Raw genomic sequence first — 21,371 nt, forward strand, 5'->3', positions numbered from 1 at the left:
TGTGCTTGTCCCGCCTCGTCGCGGCCAGGCGCCAGGGGCTGCCCAAGCTGCCAATGGTTCTCCCGTTGTTTTCCGCTCCTGGCCCCTGTATACGGCCCTCTGGTAAGTCAAACCTAGGTAGCGCTCGCCACAAAAAAAGGGTCACCCAACGGATTGGGTGACCCTTTTTTTGTGGCGAGCGCTGCGTTAGTTGGCAATAACCAGCTTCTTGACAGTGGTGGTCGCGCCCGTCTGCACCCGCACCAGGTACAGGCCCGGCTGCCAGGTGCCCGACTCTATATTGGTTACCGGGCCCGTCGCCTGCACGCGCCGTATCACCCGCCCGTCCATGGTCGTCACCGTAATCTTGGCCCCGTCGGCGCTGCCTGTGCTCACGCGGAAGCTGCCCGCGGCCGGGTTGGGGTACACGTGCACCGCAGAGCTTTGCTCCGCGGCCGCGCCCTCGCCCAGGCCAGGCCGGCCGGCCGCACCCGTGGGCACGTACTGGTCCAGGTTGGCCGCGCCGATGACCGTAATGGCCGGGAAGCCCGGGCCCGTCCAGCCGATGGCCAGGTTGTCCCCGCCGCCGCCTTCTTTCATCAGGGCCCGGAAGTAGTACTTACGCCCGGCCACCAGGGTCTGGGGTGCGGACCGCTGGCTGCCGTATTTGTCCCATTGCTTGGAGTTGGTCCAGTCGCCGACGCTGCAGATGGGGGCAGTGGTGGGCTGGCTGTCAGCGCTCAGGCAGAACTCGCCGTTGTCGTCGCTGGCGATGTAGAAGGTGTACGCGCCCGTGGTGCTCGGCACGATGTAGCCCCGCATGCGGAGCCCGTAGTTGTCGGAGCTGTTGGTAGGGCTCTCCAGCGAGGTTAACGTAGCCGTGGACGTAGCCGCGGTGGTCGGGATGGCGGCCAGGGTGGTGCCACCCACGTTCGACCACGTTTCCAAGGTTACGCTGCGGGACAGCGTGCCAAAGGTCACCTCGGCCAGTTGAATAATATTGCCGCCGCCGTTGGCCGTGATGTCGAGCTTGTAGTAGCTGTAGGCGGTGCTGTTGGCAAAGCCAAAGGACCGGGGCAGGTTGCGGCTGGGCCACGACTGGCCGCTTTGGCTGTCGAGCACGGTCCATTTGCTGCCGTCGTTGGACCCTTGCACCGTCCAGGTGGTCGGGTCACGTTCGGGGGAGTCGTTGCCCGACACCAGCACGTACTGGTTGAAGGCCGCCGCGTTCTGGTACTGAATCTGCAGGTAGCTGGTGGCGTTAAAATCGAGCCACTTCGTGCCGTTGTTCAGGTCGAAGGCTTGGGCTTTGCCCTCGTTGGGCAGGTTCTCGCCGCGGCTGGTGATGATGGGGTACGCCGTGGCGGCGCCGGTCACGGTGATGGTGGCCGTTTGGGTGGTGGTGTTGTCGGCCGCAGAGGTGGCCGTGATGGTGGCCGAGCCGGCGGATACGCCGGTCACGAGCCCGCCGCTGGTCACGGTGGCGATGCCCGGGGCGCTGCTGGTCCAGGTCACGGCCTGATTGGCCGTGGACGGGGCCACGCTCGCGCTCAGTGTGCGCGTGGCGCCAACGGCCAGGGTCGCCGTGTTAGGGGTCACCGCCACGCTGGTCACCGGGTTCGGATTCACGACAGTGACCGAGTTCCAGCTCACCCACACCTTGCCGTTGCGGTCCACGGCCAGGCCTTGGACGCCGTGGAAGTTGCGGGCCGGGGTGGTGAGGGCACGGAACGTGGCCCCGTCGTCCTCCGAGTAGTAGAGCAGGGGCTCGGCGTCGCCGCTGGCCTTGCCGAATACGGCAATCTTGCCGTCGTAGGAGGCCAGGACGCGGGCGTTCAGGTACTTGGCCGTTGGGGTCCAGCTCTGCCCCCCGTCACGCGAGACTTTTACCCCGGCGTAGTCGCCGGCGGCCCAGATGTTTTCCCCGCGGACGGGGTCGGCGTGCAGGTCCCAGGCCCAGGCTTGCTGGTTGTATGGGTGCGTGCGGGCCGTCCAGTTGGTGCCGCCGTTAGTGGAGCGGTAAAAAGGCGTGCTGCGGGAGACGAAGTAGCGCACGTTGGCCTGCACGGCGTCGCGCTCAATAAAGCAGCTTTGCGGGTCGTAGCGGTGGCCCGTCTGCAAACCGGTGGTGGGCAAATCGGCCACCTGATTGAAGGTGGTGCCGCCGTTGGTGGTGCGCCACACGCCGGGGTTGATGGAGCCGGGGGGAATGGGCCCGCTGTTGGCCGTGCCGGAGGCCAACACCACCAGAAAGTCGTTGGCGTCGGTCAGGGACATGACCGACTTGGTGATGCCGTCGAGGGAGCGCGGCAGGCCGTTGCCGGTCTGGCTGAGCGTGTTCCACGATGAACCGCCGTTGGCCGTCTTCAGAATCACGGTCGCGCTGTTGCTTTGGTCAACGCCGGCCAGCACCAGGTTTTGCGTGTCGGGTCCTTCCAGCACGCGGAAGGTGCTGTGCAGGCCGTAGTAGCTCTTGAACGAGCTCTGAGTGGCTTGGCCGCTGCTGCCGCCGTCGGTTATCGTGACCGAGCCGATGTCGCCGGCGGGGACGTAGACGCGGTTGGCGTCGAAGCGGCTGGGGTTGGCCCAGTAGGTCTTGGCAGCGGCCAGGCCGTTGCCGTTGGGGAAGTACTGCCAGGACAAGCCCTTATCCAAGCTGTACATCGGGGCCCCGCCGCCGGTGATAAGCCACTTGTTGGGGTTGCCCACTGCTTCAATGACTTGGTCCGTGCCGTAGTCGGGCGTGTTGCGGGCGGCCAGCCCTGCGGCCGTGGCCCAGATGGGCACGACGCTGGTGTTGACCGTGGTGGCACGCTTGGTGAAAGTCTGCCCCCCGTTGCCGGCGGGGCTGAAGGCGTGGATGTCGGCCGCGGTGTTCCAAGCGCTGGACGAGCCGTCGGAGAAGATTTGCAGGCCGCTGGGGTAGCCCAGGAAGAAGTTGCCGGTGGCCGCGTTGCTCACCGAATAGGTGCTGGCGTCGTTGTAGTTGGTGGCCGTGATGCGCGAAATGCCCCCAGCGTAGCCCCCGTCGCTGCGGGTGACCAGGCCCACGCCGGCGAAGGAGCCGGTGGTGAAGCGCGCAATCATGCCCACGTTGGTCAGGCGGCCCGAGCCGCCGACTAGGCTAAAGTTCGTGCCCCCGTCAGTCGAGACGTAGAGGCCATTATCCGAGCCGACCCAAATCTGGTTGGGAAAGGCGGCCACGTTGTGCAGGGTGCGGGTACGGTTGTTGTCGAAGGCACTGCCGCCGGCTTTCACCCAGTCGGTGCCGCCGTTACTCGACTTCCAGAGCCAGCCCGTCTGGCCCTTGCGGGAGCCGGCAAACCAGATTTCGTTGGGGTTGTTCGACCGAATCAGGATGGGGGAGCTGCCGCGGAAGCGCGGGGCGTCGTCGCCCATTTCGAGCACCCTTGTCCAGCTGTCGCCGCCGTTGGTGGACTTGGAGAGGGCGTTGCTGGCGCCGTAGTACACCACGTCGGGGTTGTCCTTCTGCACGGCCATGCCCGTGCCGTAGATGTCGCCGCCGGGGATGCCCCAGTTCAGGTAGCGCCAACTCGTGCCGCCGTCATCGCTGCGCCAGGCCCCGAACACGTCGCCGTAGCCGTAGAGGCGGCCGTTGTCGGCCTGGGCGAAGCCGCTGAACCAGCCGCCGCAGTCAAGCGGGATGGCCTTGAAGGTTTGAGCCTGGGCGGGGAACGTGGCCACAAAAAGGCTGGCCACCAGCACGAGGCCGGCCCCGAACGGCCAACGTTGCGCGCGGCTGAAACGCCCGGCGCGGGCGGCAAGCGCGCGGGAGGCCCGATGCAAGGCCGTTGGGAGGGCCAGTACGGAGCGGGGGCGGAACGATAAGATTGGATTCATAAGAAACGGGGTTAGGACGAAAAAACAAAGAATGTCTACCGGAAGAAAGGCAGTCGGGCAAGGCGAAATTTTGGGGCCGTCCGTAGGGTACTTGAGCTCTGAAAAGCCAGTCCGCAAATTTTATTTGCTCACGGTCGTTTGTTGCGACTATGGGTTTAATTAAGAAGAACCCCCTATTTTCTGGCGAACTTTCGGCCCGAAAATCACACCACCACGCCTTGGGGCTATTGCCTTACACATCCGCGGTAATTGCCGCGAAACAAAAAGCTCCCCATGGGCTATCGGATGATAAACCGGGTAGTAGCCTCGTAGCTGTCATTAGTGAACCACGAATCGGGCCACTGCCCCGCTGAAGCGCACGAAGTATGTGCCGGGCTGTAGGTCGCCCACGTAGAGGCGCTGCTCCGGCTGGTAAAGCGTTTGGCTAAGCACTCGCTGGCCGGCGCTGTTCAGCACCTCGAGGGGGCCGCCGGGACCGGGCGCCGTGTGCAGGGTAAGGTAGGTGGTGGCGGGGTTGGGCGATACCAGGAGGCCGTCGGACTCGGCGCCGGGGTCGAACAGGCCCACCACTACCGAGCTGTACGTTGCGGTGCCGTCGGTATCTACTTGCCGCAGGCGGTAGTAATTGAGGCCGAGCGAGGGGTGAGAGTCAAGCAGCTGGTAGTGCTGGCGGGTGCTGCTGTTGCCGTGGCCCGGTACGGCGCCAATTTTTACAAAGTTGGTGCCCGTGGCGGAACGTTCCACGTCGAAGCGTCGGCAGTTGGTTTCACTGGCGGTAGCCCACTGCACCCGCAGGCCGGCGCGGCCCGCAGAGGTCACATTCAGCGAGAGCAGCGACACGGGCAGGGGCGCTTCTTTTTTGCTGCTCACCAGCAGGTAAATGCTGCCCGCCGGTATGGTAAACGAGTAGCTGGTGGCCCCCGCCGGTACCGGTAAGTGCTGGCGTACCAACTGGTAGTTCAGCCCCGCGATGTTGCTGCCCGTGGGGTCGCCGCTGAGTTGGTAGAGGCGCAGGCTGTCCATGCTAGCCCCCGCGGGCAGTTGAAGCGTGACCGGCGTGGCGACCCGCACGCTGCGATTGAGCACGAAGGTGGAGTAGCGGTTGCCGTCGCGGAAGGCGTAGGCCGCAATGTTTTCGTAGTCGCCCGCGGCCGCCTCGCCGTACCCGCCGTCGTAGGTGCCGTTGCCGTTGCCGTCGATTGCGGGCAGGAACGTGGTGGGCGAGCCCGTTACGGCAGCCGTCACCATGGCCCCGGAGACGAAGCGGTTGCGCATCTGCAACGCCAGGAAATGGTTGTGCGGGCGCAGGCCCTGCGACTCGGCCGTGTGCGAGCTCCAGTTGAAGCCCCGGGCAAACAGAAACAGGTTCTGCACCCCGAAGCCCTGCTGGCTCTGGTAGAGAAAGGCGTCGAGGTTGGCCAGGGCCGACCCCAGCGACTTGCCGATGCGCTCGGCCTGGGGGTTAAAGGGCGAGCCGGGGTTAGGCAGGGCGTAGCCGGGCCCAGCCTCGTAGATGCCCAGGCGGTAGGACCGCCCTTGGCTGGCGAGCAGGTTGCGGGTGGCAATGTGCTCGTCGATGATGCCGCGGGTAATCCAGCGGGCGTAAAAGGCCGTTTGCTGCACCGAATCGGTGAAGGTGGGCGAAGCCGGGATGGGCAGGCCGTCGAAGCCGCCCACGTAGTTGGCTACCATCAGGTGGGTCGCGTCGGGGGCTTTGAGCACGGCCTGCTGGCCGTAGCCGTTCTCGTCAGACGTGACCAGAAAACCCCCAATCATCAGCTCAAACTTGCTGGCATCGTAGTAGGGACTCGATTTGATGACGTTGAAAAAATACTGCGCGAACTTGCCATAGCGCGCGCCATTGAAATCGTAGGTCCAGGGGCTGAACAGGTCGTTCCAGGTTTCGTTGCCCAGCTCGATGTAGATTTTGCCGATGTTCGCCGTGTAGGGCGCGGCGTGGCCCTGGGCCGCCCGCTTGGCCCCGTAGCCCGAGGAGGCTGGTCCGCCCAGGTACTCCATTAGCCCCAGAAAATCGGCCTCGCTGAACGAGTTGTTGCAGATGAGGTAGGGCGCGATGCCGTTGGCTTCGCACAAGGGCAGAAAGGTGGGCAGCTTCAGGGCCCCGCCCGTCACCGGGCCCTGGTTCACGTTCCATTGCCGCGCGCTTTGCAGCTCGGTATCGGTCCAGTCGCTGATGGTGGTGCCCAGCTCTTGATTGGTCTGCCCGCTCCACACCCGGATGTTTTGGGGGTGGTAGGTCTGCATCTGCTGCTCGATGGCTGGCGACAGGGCGAACAGCGGGTACGAGGCGTCGTGCATCGTGAAGTTGTCAATCCACAGTGTGCCCGTGCCGTTGAAGGTCAGCTCCAGGAAATCGACGGGTGCGCCGTCGGTAATCGGGTTCTGCCCCACAATGTCGTAGGTGTAGGCCTGCCAGGTGCTGCCCACCACAAAGTCGTGGGTGATGTTGGTGCTGGTGGTGTGCAGGCGCACGGTGCCGCCAGCAATGCCGGTCTGCTTCAGCCACACCGTCACGCGGTAGGTTTTGCTGGGCTCAAAGGCAAATTCGCCGCTCTCGGGGCTGTTGCTGAAATACTGCCCAATGCCCACCTCCACGTTGTTGGGGTTGGTGTTGGCAATGCGGCAGCTGGTGGTGCCGCCGTTGGGGGGCACGTCGGTTACCAGTTCCTTGGTCACGTCGGCGGCGTTGCCCAGGCCATTCTGGTCTTCCACTCTCTTGTCCCAGGTGTTGCTGCCGTTGCGAATCCACGGCAGGCGCGGGTGCGCGAACTGGTTGAGGTCGGCGTTGGCCTCGCGCGTGAGCACGTAGATGTCGCCGGCCTGCACGGCCGGGCCCGCCGCAAACGTGATGCGGTGGTGGTCGGGCGCCAGCCCGTCGGCATAGAATTTCAGGATGGGGCTGGTGCGCACCAGCGAGATGCCGGTGGGCGTTTCGCGGTACACGCGAATCTCCCCCCCGTCAAACATGCCGGTATAGAGCGTTTCGTAGTAGTCGGAGGTGGTGCCCTGGCTGTGTTCGGCGTAGGTGGTGCTGCCGCCGTCGCAGGTGCCCTTGATGCGAATAATTTGCCGCCCGAAGCCGGGGTCGCCGGTGTGGTTGTTCAGCGCATTGAGGTTGCGGGCCGCGTTGCCTTCCGCCCAGTTCAGGCCGAAGCCTAGCGGGTTGGCATTGGTTACCGTATTGCTGAGCTGGACGGTGGTCTGGGCCCACGCTGGGGACAATACATTGGCCAGCAGCAGCAGTAGAAGGAGGAGGCTTGTTTTCATAGGAAAGGAGTAGATGGAAGTGAGTAAGGGTTGGGGCGGGGTAAGCTCACCAGCAGGTAGTCGCTGGCAGGGGGCCACGGTCGTCAGGCTGAGCTTGTCGGCATCGGCGTTGCGCTCACAGGTGAGGAGCGCATCAAAAAGGGTGGGGCAAGCCACCGCTGGGTGAAGCGGCTATCTGCTCCGTTTCCGTTTGGACCGAACAATCAATCGGTTTGCCCCACCTTTTTGATGCTCTCCTAAACGGCGTGGTAGCAGGTGGCGTCGAAGGGTTGACCTCAAACGAAAAGCCGCCCGGAATCTGGCATTTGTGGCCAGACTCTGGGCGGCCAAGTGCTCCGCCGCAGGGCCTCGGGAACCCAGGTTAAATGGAATAGAACTCGTGCAACCAGATGTAGCCGTCGCTGCCAGTAGCCGCCGCCTCGAAAACTGCCTTGCCGTAGCGCACCGTCATGCCGTTGGTGGGCGTGCGGCTGCTGTGGCTGGCATAGGGGCTCAACTGCTGGTTCCAGAGGCCGGCCGGGTCATGCACGTAGTAGTTGGTGCCATCGTAGCCAATGACGACGACGACGTGGCCAAAATTGGTGAAGTAACCTTGCACGATAACCGGCTTGCCCGAGGCAGCCAACTGCCGCAACTGCGCAACGCTGCCATTGGCATAGGTACGGTCGCGCATCCGGATACCATAGCGCGAGGCTTCGCTGTTGAAGTTGTCCCGGATGGTGGTCAGCCCACCCGCGGCCGCCGCGCCCACACCGTAGCGGTAAGAAAGCTGGTCTGGCGTTACGGGTGCCCCGTAGTATTTGAGTGCCATTGCCAGGGAGGTGTTCTGGCAGGAGCCTTCCGGGTTCAGCGCGTTGTAGTACTGGTAAAAGTAGGGCACGTTCTGCACATAGGGTGTGCTTACGGTGGTCACATTTACCAACTTAGCCACCTGCGCGAGCGAGGTGCCGTTGCTGCTGAAGGCGTTGATGTTGAGGCGGCGGTTGGTGCCCGCCTGGCTGAAGGCGTAGCGAAAGGAATACGTCCCGTTGGTCACGGGCATGTCCTTAATGATGTAGCCATCGACGGAGGCAATAATCTTGGTGACGCCCGCGCCGGCTGTGCCGGAGAACGGGCTGCTTTGGCCCACCACGAACGACGAGGCGCAATTGACGGTGACGCTTGAGGTGGTGGCATCGGCCAGGGCGGTAACGGCGACGGACTGGGCCGGAGCGGGCTGCTCTTTCTGGCAGCTTACGAGCGCAGGCAGGGAAAAGCCGAGCAAAGCAACGGCATAACGAATGTTCATAGCAACAGGGAGTTAGAAGGTGAAGGAATGGGCCCGGACTGCCGGGCAGAGTTGGTGGGAAGTAGGAGCAAGTTGAGCTACTGCCCGATTACATCCTAACTACCGCCCCCGCGAGTTGGACCAACGCCCGCCTTGCTGGGCCCAACAACCAAAAACCTATGACCAGGCAGAACGTCGGGTAGGCCCATCGGCGCGTCGGAGGCATACAACTCCCCTACCAATTGATGTCATTACAGCCATTTCGTGTTAGGTGTACACAGGAACGACCCCGCCCCTACTCGTTCTTGACTGTAGATAAATCTCGAAACGGCTCTAAAAGCCTGCCGCTGGCCAGCCGCCGGGTGCCGCTCCCACAGCCAAAAGCGCTTCCCTGCAACAGCCGCTGCTTTAGGTAGGGTTGCAGGCGCGCGTCGCGCAGCATGGTTGGGCCGTTGAATTCGAAGCAACGGGCGCCGCGCGATGCAGTCGGCCACGCAGAGGCGGCCGGCGGGGGTGGAGTGGTTGACGCCAAAGTCCTGCTTGAGCGGGGAGTGGAATTGCTCGCAGCTCAACTCGTCGGGCCTCGCCCGCCAGCGCGTGCCGTTTAAGCGCAAAAGGCCCCAACACAGCACGGTGTCGGGGCCTTTTGCTTTTGAAGGGAGGCGACGCATTGGGAAAGAATTGCCGCCGCTTGCTAGGCGAAAAACGTGTTTCCTCGCGGTAGGAGAGCCGGCTTAGAAAGGATAACCAATGGCCAGATTGAGGCGGCCGGGACCACCGGTTTTGCCAGAAGGCTCACGCAGGGGCATGGCGTAGTCGAAGCGGATGACGAAGAAGTTTACGTCAATTCGAATGCCAACGCCGCCACCCACCGCCAGCTGCTTGGCGAATGAACTAAGCTTAAACTGGCCGTTCGTGCCATCAGGCTGCCCGTCGGCATTTACGCCGGGGCGGTCAAGGTCGGGATTGGCCAGCCAGATGTTGCCGGCATCGAGGAACACGGCCCCTTTCACGTAGGGAAACAGGTCCTGGCGGTATTCCACGTTGCCTTCGAGGCGAATGTCGCCTACCTGGTCGTAAAACTGGTTGAGGGTTTGGTCGCCGGCGGCGGGCTTGTACGTGCCCGGCCCCGCACCGCGCGCCGGGAAGGCCCGCACCGAGTTGGGGCCCCCAATGCCGTACTGCTTGGGGTAGGGCAGCACGTCGGAATTGCCGTAGGGCTGGCCAATGCCGGCCTGCAGGCGGGCCACGATGCGGTTGCCGGAGGCGGGGTTGGGGTTGATGCGGTAGTATTCGCGCACCTCCAAATCGAACTTCAGGTACTGGCTGTACTGCTGGCTGCCAATGGTGTACTTGCCGTCGGTTTTGGGGAAGCTGAAGCTGCTGGCAATGCCCTGGGCTAGGTTGCCACTGCCCTCAATCTGGCCGCTGAAGTAAATCTGCTGACGGCGCTGCTCCAGCACCTGCTGGTTGTAGGTGTAGCGGTAGGAGCTGGCCAGAATGAACTGCTGCTGGAAGGCGCTGCGCAGGTAGGCGCGGCTTTCTAAGAGCTTCGTAAAAGCCTCTTCCTGGCTGCCCAGGCGCACATACGTGATGTCAATAGGCCGAATTTCCTGCTCGTTGGTGATTTTGGTTTTCCAGGAATACCCGTAATTGAAGTTCAGCAGGTCTTCGCGGAAATAGCCGGCGCGCGTCACGGTTTTGTAGCCGGCCGCGATAGAAGTGCGGGGCTGAAAGTCCGAGTTGGTCAGACGCACATCGAGCAACGGCAAATTCGGCACCACCAGCCGCGGAATGAGCAGCTGCGCGTTCAGGCCCAGCTCGTAGCTGGTGAGGCCCACGCTGGTGTTGCTGCTGTTGGTCTGGGTTTCGGTGCTGGCCGTGGCGTTCACGAGCAGCTGCTCGCCGCCGCGCAGGGCCGAGCGGTTGCGGAAGGCTACGATTAGGGCCGGGCCGGTGAAGCCGTTGGTTTTGGTGGCCAGCTGCACTTCGGCCCGCAGGCTTTTCTTCTTGAGCTGGGTCATCAGCACCTCCGCATCGAGGCGGGCGCGCTGGTAAGGCCGGCCACCGGGAAGCTGCACAGTGGTATCGCCGGCCGCGGCGGGGGCAAAGCGAATTTCGACGAAGCGGAACGTGCCCAGGTTCATCAGGCGGCTCAGGGTCTGGTCGCGGCGGCGGCGGCGGTACACGCTGTCCGGATACAGGAAGGTGGCGCGGGTGATGGCGACCGCTTTGAACACCTTCTCATCGGGGTAATAATTGTAGCCCTTGTAGCGAATGGGCTGGCGGCGTACGGTATCCGTCAGCACATAATTCGTGTTGAGCTTCACCTGGTCGAGCCAGTAAGGCTGCAGGGTTTTGTCGGGCGCGGTGGGCTTCACGCGCAAATCGATGGTAGCCTTTTTGTCCAGCGTACTGTCGACCTGGAAAATCAGCAAATCGGGCGAGAAGTAATAATACCCCTGGTTTTTCAGCGCTGCATCGATGCGCACGCGCTCAGCCGTGAGCGTGTTCAGGTTGTAGGCGTCGCCCACCTTCAGCAGGCTTTCACCCTGGGTACGGCGGATGGCGTCGTCAATCAGGGTGTCGCGCTTGGGGAAGTTGACCTCGGCGAAGTGGTAGAGCGGGCCAGTATTGGCCGTGTAGTTCACCTGAGCCGTTTTTTCCTGCTCCTTCACTTCCGACGTGGTCGTGCCCCGGAAGTAGCCGTTGTTGTGCAGCCGGTTGCTGATAAGGTCGCGCGTGGCGGTGGCCTTCACCTGCGAGAGCAGCACCGGCGCTTCGCCAAATTTGTCGGCCAGCGTTTTGCCAATGCCCTTTTTCTTGCCCACGCCCAGGTGCCAGAAGTACAGCTTGGGCCGCAACCCGAGAATGGACGCATTGGGTTTGGGCCGAATAACCGATTCCAGCTCGGTTTGCAACGCCGACTGCTTGGGCAGCTTCTCGGGGGCCTTAATGGTGACCTTGCTGCCCGTGTACAGCTTTTCGCCCTTGGGAATGTATTGCAAGCCGGAGCACGAAGCCAGCAGAAGCAGTGCGAAGGGCACGGTGGCGCGCTTAGCGGCCCGAACAGAACAGAGTTGGTTATTAATTGAATTCAACACAAGAGTTTCGGCAGTAGTGGCTGCGGCCGTCAATCGGCGCAGCCCGAACGAGCGGACAGTGGGAAGCAGCTTTTTCATTTTGTTTTGCTGCTATCGGCCCGGGCAACGGGGGCGGTTTGAGTGGAGTCTTTTTCGGCCTTCTTTTCGACCTTTTCCTGCTTACGCTGCTCCTTGCGCTCGGCTTTTACCTCCTTCGGTACTTTTGAGAACAGCTCCTTCAGGTCGCGGTATTCGCGCTGGAACACTAGGGCCGCACCAGTTTTGACAAGCTGGCCGTCGATGTCCTCGTAGGCATTCTGCCGGAAGGCCCGCAGGCGCAGGCGGCCGTCGCGCAGTACCGTGTACTCGATGCTTACGTCGCCGGCGAAGTTGCTGGCGGCATTGGCTCCTTGCGTGGCCTGGGTGCCTTGGTTGCCACTCAGCGGCACATCAGTGCCGAGGCGTACCGAGAGGCGGTTGTTGAGGAACTGGCGGCGCACGGCCACGTTCAGGTCGGTGCGGCTTTTGGCGTTGCCCGAGCTATAGTCGGCCTGGTTGGTTACGCCCAGGTCAACGCCCAGGCCGGCCAGGTATTTGCCGGTCAGGTTCTGAAGCTGGTCGGTGAGCACTGAGCTAACCGAGCCGCGCAGCTGCGTAGCCACGAAGCCTTCGCTGGCGCTGCTCTGGAACGGGTTTTCCTGCAGGAAGCGGCCCAGAATCAAGAGTGAGAAAACCTGCTTGCTGAGTTGTGAAGTCTGAGTGGGCTGGCGCAGTTGGGCTAGCTTGGCTTCCACTTCGCCGCCAAGAGCTCCGCGCTGGTTTTCGGGCAAGGTAATGTCGAACCCAATAAGCGGCTTGGTCAGGTTCTCGGTCACATTCAGCAGTACCTCAAAAGGCAGGCGGTTGCGCGAAATGGTGTTGGCCGTGGGGTCGTTGCTGCCCTGGCCGGCCAGCAAGTCGGCCGGGGCGGCTAGTACCTTATATATGGCTGTCAGGTCGAGGTCGGCGTTGAACGGGTCGCCGCTCCAGGTGATGCTCGAGCCACGCCGCAGCATAAAATCGCGCGATGCCAGGTCGTAGAGCGACAAATGGTACTGCCCGCGTGCCACTTCGAGCCGGCCACTGAGCGTGATGTTGCCCGTGGGGTCGATGTTGGTGTTGAGCGTGCCATTGGCCTGCACGCGCAGGTTGTCGCCACTCACCGGGTCGATGACAAGGGTGAAAGGAGTTTTGTCGGTTACCGTTACCACGGCCGTCACGTCGTAGCCGGAGGCGGTCATGCGCAGCGTATCGGCCGCGGCCAGCTTGCGGGCCAGCATGGTATCAAGGGGCACGCTCTTGTCAATCCACTGCACAACGCCTTCGGTGTCGACCTTGCTCGGGTCGGCCAGCGGCGACTCCACCGTGAGGTCCGAGGGCGTGACGACGGTTACGTTGGTGTTCACTTTAATCAGTTCCAGCGGGCCTGTCAGGCGGGTTTCCGAGTCCACCACCAGTTTGCCGTAGAAGAGCGTGTTGTTCTTGCGGGTGCTGTTCACGGCCATGAAGTTGTTGGTCGTGGCCCGCATATCGAAGGCGTAGTCGACGAAGTTCTTCGTGAGCAGGTAGCCGTTGATAACGGCCTTGTTCGACGTCGAATCGAGTATGGTGAAGTTGTTGAAGGCCAGGCCCCGGTCGTCAAACGCAATGGCTTGGTTGGGCAGGCGGTAGAGTGACCCCAGCTGCGGCACTACAAAAGCGGCATCGTCGGAGGTGTTCAGCGTGCCGCGTACCACTGGCGCGCTGGTGGCGCCCTTCACCGTAAGCTGGCCGCGCACGTAGCCGCTGGCCCGCCGCACCTGGCCGACGGAGAAGGGCTCGATGAGTTTCAGGTTGAGGCGAGTGGCATCTACTACCAAGTCGAGCGGGGTGGCGCTGTTGGCCAAGTAGGTGCCGGTTACGCGTACATCGTTGCCCGCGCCGCCCACCGTACCGGCTGCGCCACCGGTTAGGCGCGCATCAATATCGTAGCGGCTGGGAGCGGGGTTGGTCGCCTTCACGGCAATGTCACCAATCTGAGCCTTCTGGAAAACCAGGTTTTTGATGGTGGCATCGGCCGTGAAGGCCTGGGTTTTCTTGCCCAGGTTGTCGATGCGGGCCGTGCCGTTCAGCTGCCCGGCCACCAGCGAGTCCTGCTGCTGCACAATTTTAGCCAGCTCGGCCAACTCGAAGTTGCTGAACGTGACGCCCAGCGGCGAGGTGCGCACCTGCGGGTTCTGGCTTTGCAGGGCCAGCGTGCTACGGCCGTTGGTTAGGTTGAGGCCGTTGGCCACTACTTCGCCGGTGGGGTAGTAGCGCACGAAGTTGTTGGCCCCCGCCGTCCAGTTTTCATAGTTAATCACCTGCTCGGGCGCGGCCACAAACTCATATACCACGCTGCTGCCCCGGCCGCCGCTCTGCGCCAGCGCCTGCAGGGTGCCGGCCACCGCCAGCCGCTCGCGGTTGGCCGAGTCGCCCAGAATGGCCGCGCGGGCCGACAGCTTATTATTGGCCACGCTGCCGATGAGGCTGGGTCGGCGCAGCTTCAGGGTGGTATCCTGGGCGGCCTGGGCCAGCCGCAGGCCGTAGTCCAGCTTCTGCGGGTCGGAGTTTACATCCAGCTTAAGCGAATCGAGCTTGTAGTTCTCGTAGCGGATGATGGGAATGCTGGTGTTAGCCGTGAGGCGGGCCGCCTGCCGCGAGTAGTCGCCGGCCAGCGTGAAGGGCGAAATTTTCTTCAGGCCCTTCACCAGCTTGGTGGCCAGCGTGGGGTCTTTCAGCTTAAGGGAGTAGGTGAAGTGACGGTCAACTCCGCTGGGCACGTACTTCACGCCGGGCACGTCGAAGTAGCGGTCGAGGTGCTGCTGCAGCTCCGTGGCGATGTCGCCGAGGTGCACGTTGCCATCGAGGTTCACGTTGGCTATGTCGGAGGTGATGGTGGCCAGCGTGCGGCGGTCGTTCTGCACAATGCGGCCGTTGAGCGAGTCGAGCGGGAAGGCCTGATTATCGCGCACAATCACAATCTTGGTGCCGCTGAACGTGCCGTTGAGCGTATTCAGGTTCGAGCCGCGCAGGTTAGCTACCAGGTTGCCCTGCACGCGCAGGTCGCCACCGGTATAGAAGCCCAGCGCCGTGAGGTTGGCCCCGCGCAGGTTTAGCTTGGTTACCTCGTAGGTGGGGTTGCGCGGGTCGCGCAGGTTCACCACGGCGCTCAGGTCGAGGTTCAGGTTGGGGTCGTTTTTGCTGCTCGCGTTGATGACGTAGCGGTTGCGGTCGAGGTCGACCGTCGCGGCCACACCTTTATAAGTGTAGCCGTTGTAGCGGGCGCTCTGTACGTTGGCCTTCACCTGGCCCACCAGCGTGCCGGGGTCCTGCAGGTTGCCGGTGGCATTGATGCGGCCCGTGGCCGTTACGCGTCCAATGGTCGGGTCCTTTAGTAGCTTACCGAAGTCGAAGCCGCCCACCGCGAAGGTGCCCACCACCGGTTGCCGCCCGTTGGCTTGCTTCGCTCCCAGCCGCCCGCTGAACGCAAGGTTGCCATAAGTCGAGCGCAGCTTTAGGTTGGTGTCGAACGCCAGCGTAGTTGGCCGGCCTTTGAACGTGCCGCTCACCGCCACTGTGGGCGGAATACTGATGTTGTTCGGGATGCTGCCCTTGGGCGCGAGGCTGAGAATGTCGGCCCGCGTGGTGTGGAAATCCTGAATATCGAGGTCAGCGTACAGGCGCGCATCCGTATTGGGCAGGCCCTGAATGCGGCCGCGCCGGGCTTTGAGCGCGGTATTGCGCAGCCCCACAAACTCAAAGTTGCGCACCGAGAAGTCGCCCACCCGGCCCGCAATCTGCCCGTTCAGCAACACGCTCTGGTTGGGGCCGGTGTTGAAGGGCGCGGTGCCGGCCAAATCAGGGGCCAGGTACAGAATGTCGCGGAAGCCGAGGCGCACATTGCGGAGGTCGCCTTCAATCTTCAGGTTTGCCAATTGCTTCACGTCGCCCAGCGCGGCAAAATCCTTGTAGCCAATAGCCAGCGTGCGGCGGATGCGGGTGTGCGGCGTCACCAAATCAAGGCTGTCGAGCCGAATCTGCACGGAGTCGTACACCACATTGGCTTTCCACGAGTCTACTTTGAAGCCGCTTTTCTCCTGGCCGGCGAGGTTGTCGACGCGGCCGGTGGTGCTGTTTTCCGAGTAGCGTAGGTTGTGCGTGTTCAGTACAAGGTTCGTGAAGTCGAGGTGGTTGTAGTCGAGCGCGGGCAGGCGGGTGCGCTGCTTGGGCTGGTTGAAGTTGTCGAACTTCACGGCCAGGCCGCTGATGTCAGACTCGTCGAGCAGCACGCGCCAGCCCGGCGATGCGGCCGCTTGGCCGGTGGCGACTTTCACTTTGTCGGTGGCTTCATCCAGCTTGCGGACGGCTTCGGCGGGGTTCACCACGCGCTGTTCCACGGGTACGGCCTCGTTCTGGGCGTAAGCAAAAGCGGTGTTTTTGAGGGTGAGCTTGCCCAGCGTGACGCGCTGTTTTTGCAGGTCAATGTCCTTCGCGGTGATGTCGGCCAGCCCGATGTTGGTGCTGATAAACTGCGCCGCCGGACTGTTCTTGTACACAAAAGCCACGCTGTCGAGCGTCGCGTGGTTCAGCCCCAGTTGCAGCGTGAGCGGCTCGGTGGGGCCCGGGTTTTCCACCTCGGGAGCCGTTTTGGTTTGCACGATGCTGATGGCCGAGCGCCGCAGCGCCGCGTTATCCACCTTATAGATAGACTTGTCCACATCCACCTCGTCCATGTTGGCCGTGAACTCGCCGATGCGCGCCCGAATGTCGGAGCCCGTCACTTGGTCGAGCTGCGTGAAGTTGATGTTGGTAAGGCGCGCCTTGCCAATGTCGTACTTCAGTGCCGAGGAAGTGGTGTCGACCGGCGCGTTGGGGTCGACAAAGGCGTCAATGATGAAGTCATAGTTGTTCACCGAGTCGGGCTCGGTGCGGGTGAGGCGTACCCGGCCATCGTTCAACTCGATATTGGAAACGTTGACTTGGCTGTGGAGCAGCGCCCAGATGTCGAGGTCGACGCCGAGGTGACCAACGGACAGCAAAGTGTCGCGTTTCTGGTCCTCCAGATAAACCCCATCGAGGTTGATGGCGTGGCGGAAATCGGTGCGGAATTTCCCGATTCGCACCTCCGTTTTCAGCTTGCCGCGCAGGTAGCTTTCGGCCCGGCGCGCCACAAAATCTTGTCCGGCCGGGAATTGAAGCACAACAACTACCGCTATAACCAGCAGCAGGATAAAGGCTAAAAGCCCCAGGATTCCGTAAAGAGTTCGACGCAGAAAGGTGGACAAAGCAGGGAGGAATTAGCTACAACACAAAACAGGGCAATTCTTCCCAACGCAAAAAGAGCATCGGGGGTTAGAAACTACCCTGCCGCCCCGCCCGACAAAACACCGCCTGCCCGGCGTGCGTAAGCCCGGGCCCAAGCGGCCTGCCGGTGCGCAACCGTTTCAGCATCCGGCCTCGGTTCTGGCTTCGTAAATCCTCTTCCGACAAGTACCTATCTTGCGCGTCCAACCCCCACCAGCTTGCCCATGATACTACGTTTCTCTCTGCCCTACCGCACCATCTTTGGCCAGCGTCTGGCCGTTTGTGGCTCGCACTCCAGCCTCGGCAACTGGCAGCCCGCGGCGGCTGTCGATTTGCTCTACGACGAAGCCACGACGTGCTGGAGCCTCGAAGTCGACCTGCCCGATGCGCCCGGCGAGCTTACCTATAAGTATGTGCTGCGCGACGACAACACCGGTGCGCAGCAGTGGGAGTTCGGCCCCAACCGTTGCATCGCCTACAATCCTGCCCGCACGCCGCGCCTGCACCTGAGCGACTATTGGCGGGCCCCCGCCCAGCCCGAAAACGAACTGCTGACTGCCGCTTTCACCAAAGGCCTGTTCCGCCGCCCAGCCGGGAACAACCCGGCCCGCGCCGCCGCGCCGGCTCCTGCAGCCAAAAAAGCAGCTGCCGCCAAAACCAAAGCGGCCAAAACGGCCGCTCCTGCCGCAGCCGCGCCGGCAACCGACAACCAGCTAACACCTACTACCGCCCCCGCCACCGGCGAAACCATGTTCCGCCTGCTGGCCCCGCGCGTCGATTCGCACCTGGGCCTGTGCATTCTGGGTTCCGACCCGGCGCTGGGCGCCTGGGACAACACCAAAGCCCTGGTGCTGTCGGACGCCGAGTACCCCACCTGGACCGGTACCGTGAAGCTGCAGCAGCCCGGCCAGGAATGCTTGTACAAGTACGCGATGTGGGATGCGGCTGCCGGGCACGCCCTCGACATGGAAGGCGGCGAAAACCGCGTGGTGCCCGTGACGCAGGGCCGCCCCGCCGCCCGCGTTTTCAACGACGAAAGCTACCGCTACGCTGATGCCTGGCGCGGGGCCGGCGTGGCCCTGCCCGTGTTTGCCATGCGCAGCGCCCAGGGCTTTGGGGTAGGGGAATTCAGCGATTTGCAGCTGCTGACCGACTGGGCGGTGCAAACCGGGATGAAGCTGGTGCAGATTCTGCCCATCAACGACACTACTGCTACTCATACTTGGGTCGACTCTTATCCCTACGCCGCCATTTCGGTGTTTGCCCTGCACCCGCAGTTTGTGCACCTCGAAGGCATCGCCGCCCTCAAGGATAAGAAAGCCGCCAAGGAGCTGGCCCAGCTGAAAGAGCAGTTCAACGCCAAGGATTTCGTGGATTACGAGCCGGTGATGAACGCTAAGTGGAAGTTTCTGAAGCTGCTGTATCAGCAGGAGAAGAAGGCTTTCCTGGCCGATGCCGAGTACCGCGAGTTTCTGGACGGTCAGGGCAGCTGGCTGGTGCCGTACGCCGCCTTCTCGGCCCTGCGCGACCGGTTCGGTACCGCCGATTTCCAGCAGTGGCCCGCCGAGTTCCGCACCCCGCAGAACCTGGCCGAGCTTACCGCCGAAACGGCCGCCGACTACGACGACTTCGGCCTGTTTTTCTTCACCCAGTTCCACCTCGACAAGCAGCTGCGCGCGGCCGTGGCCTACGCCCGCTCCAAAGGCGTGGTGCTGAAGGGCGACCTGCCCATCGGCATCTACCGCCACTCGGTGGATGCCTGGACGCAGCCCGAGCTCTATCACATGAACGCCCAGGCCGGTGCCCCGCCCGACGATTTCTCGACCACCGGCCAGAACTGGCGCTTTCCAACCTATAACTGGCCGCGCATGGCCGAAGACGGCTACAAGTGGTGGAAGCAGCGCATGGGTCACCTGGCCCGCTACTTCGATGCTTTGCGCATCGACCACATCCTGGGCTTCTTCCGCATCTGGGAAATGCCCATCGAGTCGGTGGAAGGTCTGCTGGGCCACTTCTCGCCGGCGCTGCCGCTGCACCGCCACGAAATTGAACGCCGCCTGGGCTGGTTCGACTACTCCCGCCTGTGCGAGCCCTACATCCGCTGGCACATGCTGCAGGATATTTTCCAAGGCGAGGCCGAGGCCGTGTTCGATGAATACCTGGACGATGCCAGCTACGGCCGCATTCATCTGAAGCCACACGTCGACAACCAGCGCAAAATCGAAGCTTACATCACCCAGAAGCTGGCAGCCCAGCCCGAGTACGCCGACTATTTTGCCTGGCTGCAAAAAGGCCTCTTCCGGCTAGTGAACGAGGTGCTGTTCGTGCCCGCCGGCGACGACTTCTACCACCCGCGCATCACCCTGAACAAGAGCTATTCCTTCCGGGAGCTCGAATCGGAACAGGACCGCAGCCGCTTGTACGACGACATTTACGTCGACTTCTTCTTCCGTCGCCACGAGGAGTTCTGGCGCCAGCAGGGCCTCACCAAGCTGCCGCCCGTGCGCTACGCCACCGACATGCTCATCTGCGGCGAAGACCTGGGCATGGTGCCCGCCTCGGTGCCCGGCGTGATGAAGGAGCTCGGCATGCTGGGCCTTCACATCCAGCGCATGCCCTCGAACCCCGAAACCGAGTTTGGCCACCCCAATACAGCTCCGTACCTAAGCGTGGTTACAACCAGCAGCCACGACATGAGCACCGTTCGCGGCTGGTGGGAAGAAGACCGGGTACGCACCCAGCGCTTCTTTGAGACCATAATGGGCCACTGGCGCGAGATTGCCCCGTTCTTCTGCGAGCCCTGGGTGGCGCGCGAAATTTTGGTGCAGCACCTGCACTCGCCGGCCATGTGGGCCATTTTCCCGCTCCAGGATTTGCTGGCCATCGACAGCCACCTGCGCCGCGCCAACCCGCACGAAGAGCAAATCAACGTGCCCAGCAACCCCACGCACTTCTGGAAGTACCGGGTGCACCTGCCGTTGGAAGAGTTGGTGGACGCCGTTGGTTTCAACGAGCCGTTGCGGGCACTGGTAGCAGCCAGCGGGCGCGGCTAGGTTCTTACCCTACCTATCGAAAACGCAAAAGCCCCTTTCCGCTAGGAAAGGGGCTTTTGCGTTTTCGAGCACGGCATGCGAGGCAAACGTCGCCCGCTGCCTCGTTACGCCCAGGCTTACTGTAAAGTTGCTATCAATCAGCACATAACTATAACTATTCTTCTAGTAGCATCAGCCAACGCGCAGGCATTGGGTGGGGCGTAGATTATTAGGATGGTAGCTGTATCGATGAGGTGAAATTATTGGATTATAGCAAGGGCCAAAATTTGTCGATAGCACTCAATCCATATAAGTTATGGTTTCGTAGGTAGCCTCTAAGCTCAGCAAGGGCCGCTTAAGTTGTTGGCAGCCTACTACATGCGCGGCAAAGTGAGCGATTGCTGTTTGACCGCGCGAAAGGGGGAGTTTGTCGAAAATTATGTCTCTTCTGCAAACACCCATCCTAGTTTTGTGATACTGTATACAAGGTATATAAGTAGTTATCAAGAGTGCGGGTTAGTTGAACCCAGAAGCTTTCGGTTTTAATGCGTTTAGTCCGGCCATTTAGCTGGATTCATATCAAAAGCAAACATCCCGAAGCCGGGAGCCGGGAGCTGGTATTCCAGCCGGCATGCTGGCTTGTTTCGCTGCTTTTCCACGGGTCGTGCTCGTAGTATTCACCTCCCCTTCATTGCTCAAGCTTATTAATTTTTTCTTCATTCAGCCCTAATGAAATTACTCTTACAAACGCTGGTGCTGCTTTTGCTGCTGGCGTTGCCCGGCTGGAGCCAGGACGGACTACCGGCCAACATGGCACCATTCGGTCATAGTGCCTCCAATGCCCCCATCTCCAAACCTGTTGCGTCGGTCCGCCGAGTACAACGGCCCACGGTAGCAGCCGTGGCCAGCAACGTGACTACAGTGGTTGCGGTGGGAGCAGGCAACGCCGTAATTCCCAGTGTGCAGTTTACGTCGAGCAATCCCATCTCTACCATTACTTTCACGCTGACTGCTGCCAACAGTGCCAACGGTACCCTGTATGGCTACAACCCGGCCAATAATTCGATTTCGGCTGCGGTTGCCGTTGGAACATCGTCGCTGAATTTTGGGACGTATCCAGGCCTGGCTTTTCAGCCGGCGGCTGGTTTTATTGGCACGTACACCTTCACCTATACGCTGACAAATAACCTGGGGGAAGTGTCGAATTCGGCTACCTACACCATCAACGTCAGCAACCTCGTGGCCCGCTCCCAGACGTCGCAGATTCTGCTGAGTTCGTTTGGCGCGACGGCGTTGTCGCTGCCCCTGACTGGCACCCCCGATGCAGGGCGCACCATCAGTAACTACCGCATTAAGTCGCTTCCGGCGTCCGGTGCCGGGGTGCTGTCGCTAAGCGGCACACCCGTTACGGTCAATCAGGTAATTTCTGCGGCTAAGTAGGTCGGATGAATTAGTTTTCACTAAAGGGGGAGAATTGAATGCGGAGTTGTTTGCCGA

General features: G+C 62.0%; 7 protein-coding genes. 2 read left to right on the plus strand and 5 right to left on the minus strand.

What is annotated here, in order from left to right:
* Positions 1–186 precede the first annotated feature (186 nt).
* The 5 genes from ABD837_RS21685 to ABD837_RS21705 all read right to left on the minus strand — a co-directional run bounded on the left by ABD837_RS21685 (position 187) and on the right by ABD837_RS21705 (position 16,823).
* Complete coding sequence (locus ABD837_RS21685; protein ID WP_345058778.1) at positions 187–3,840, minus strand: Ig-like domain-containing protein; 3,654 nt, start codon at positions 3,838–3,840, stop codon at positions 187–189.
* A 318-nt stretch (positions 3,841–4,158) separates the two neighbouring features.
* Positions 4,159–7,128 (minus strand): T9SS type A sorting domain-containing protein, encoded by a 2,970-nt coding sequence (locus ABD837_RS21690; RefSeq protein ID WP_345058780.1) that lies wholly within the window; start codon positions 7,126–7,128, stop codon positions 4,159–4,161.
* A gap of 361 nt (positions 7,129–7,489) precedes the next feature.
* Positions 7,490–8,416 (minus strand): C39 family peptidase, encoded by a 927-nt coding sequence (locus ABD837_RS21695; protein ID WP_345058782.1) that lies wholly within the window; start codon positions 8,414–8,416, stop codon positions 7,490–7,492.
* Between the two features lie 713 nt (positions 8,417–9,129).
* Positions 9,130–11,577 (minus strand): translocation and assembly module lipoprotein TamL, encoded by a 2,448-nt coding sequence (gene tamL, locus ABD837_RS21700; protein ID WP_345058784.1) that lies wholly within the window; start codon positions 11,575–11,577, stop codon positions 9,130–9,132.
* Positions 11,574–16,823, minus strand: coding sequence for a translocation/assembly module TamB domain-containing protein (locus tag ABD837_RS21705; protein WP_345058786.1), 5,250 nt, complete (start codon positions 16,821–16,823; stop codon positions 11,574–11,576). The genes tamL and ABD837_RS21705 overlap by 4 nt, the downstream gene beginning before the upstream one ends.
* Before the next feature lie 243 nt (positions 16,824–17,066).
* Between ABD837_RS21705 and ABD837_RS21710 the strand changes: the two genes are divergently transcribed.
* Together ABD837_RS21710 and ABD837_RS21715 are read left to right on the plus strand one after the other, a co-directional pair.
* Entirely contained in the window at positions 17,067–19,895 is a 2,829-nt protein-coding gene (locus ABD837_RS21710) for a 4-alpha-glucanotransferase (protein WP_345058788.1), read from the plus strand.
* Between the two features lie 708 nt (positions 19,896–20,603).
* On the plus strand, positions 20,604–21,314 hold the full coding sequence (locus ABD837_RS21715) for a hypothetical protein (RefSeq protein WP_345058790.1): 711 nt from the start codon (positions 20,604–20,606) through the stop codon (positions 21,312–21,314).
* The last annotated feature ends 57 nt before the right edge of the window (positions 21,315–21,371 follow it).

The organism is Hymenobacter glaciei (assembly GCF_039539585.1).
Classification (GTDB): Bacteria; Bacteroidota; Bacteroidia; order Cytophagales; family Hymenobacteraceae; genus Hymenobacter; species Hymenobacter glaciei.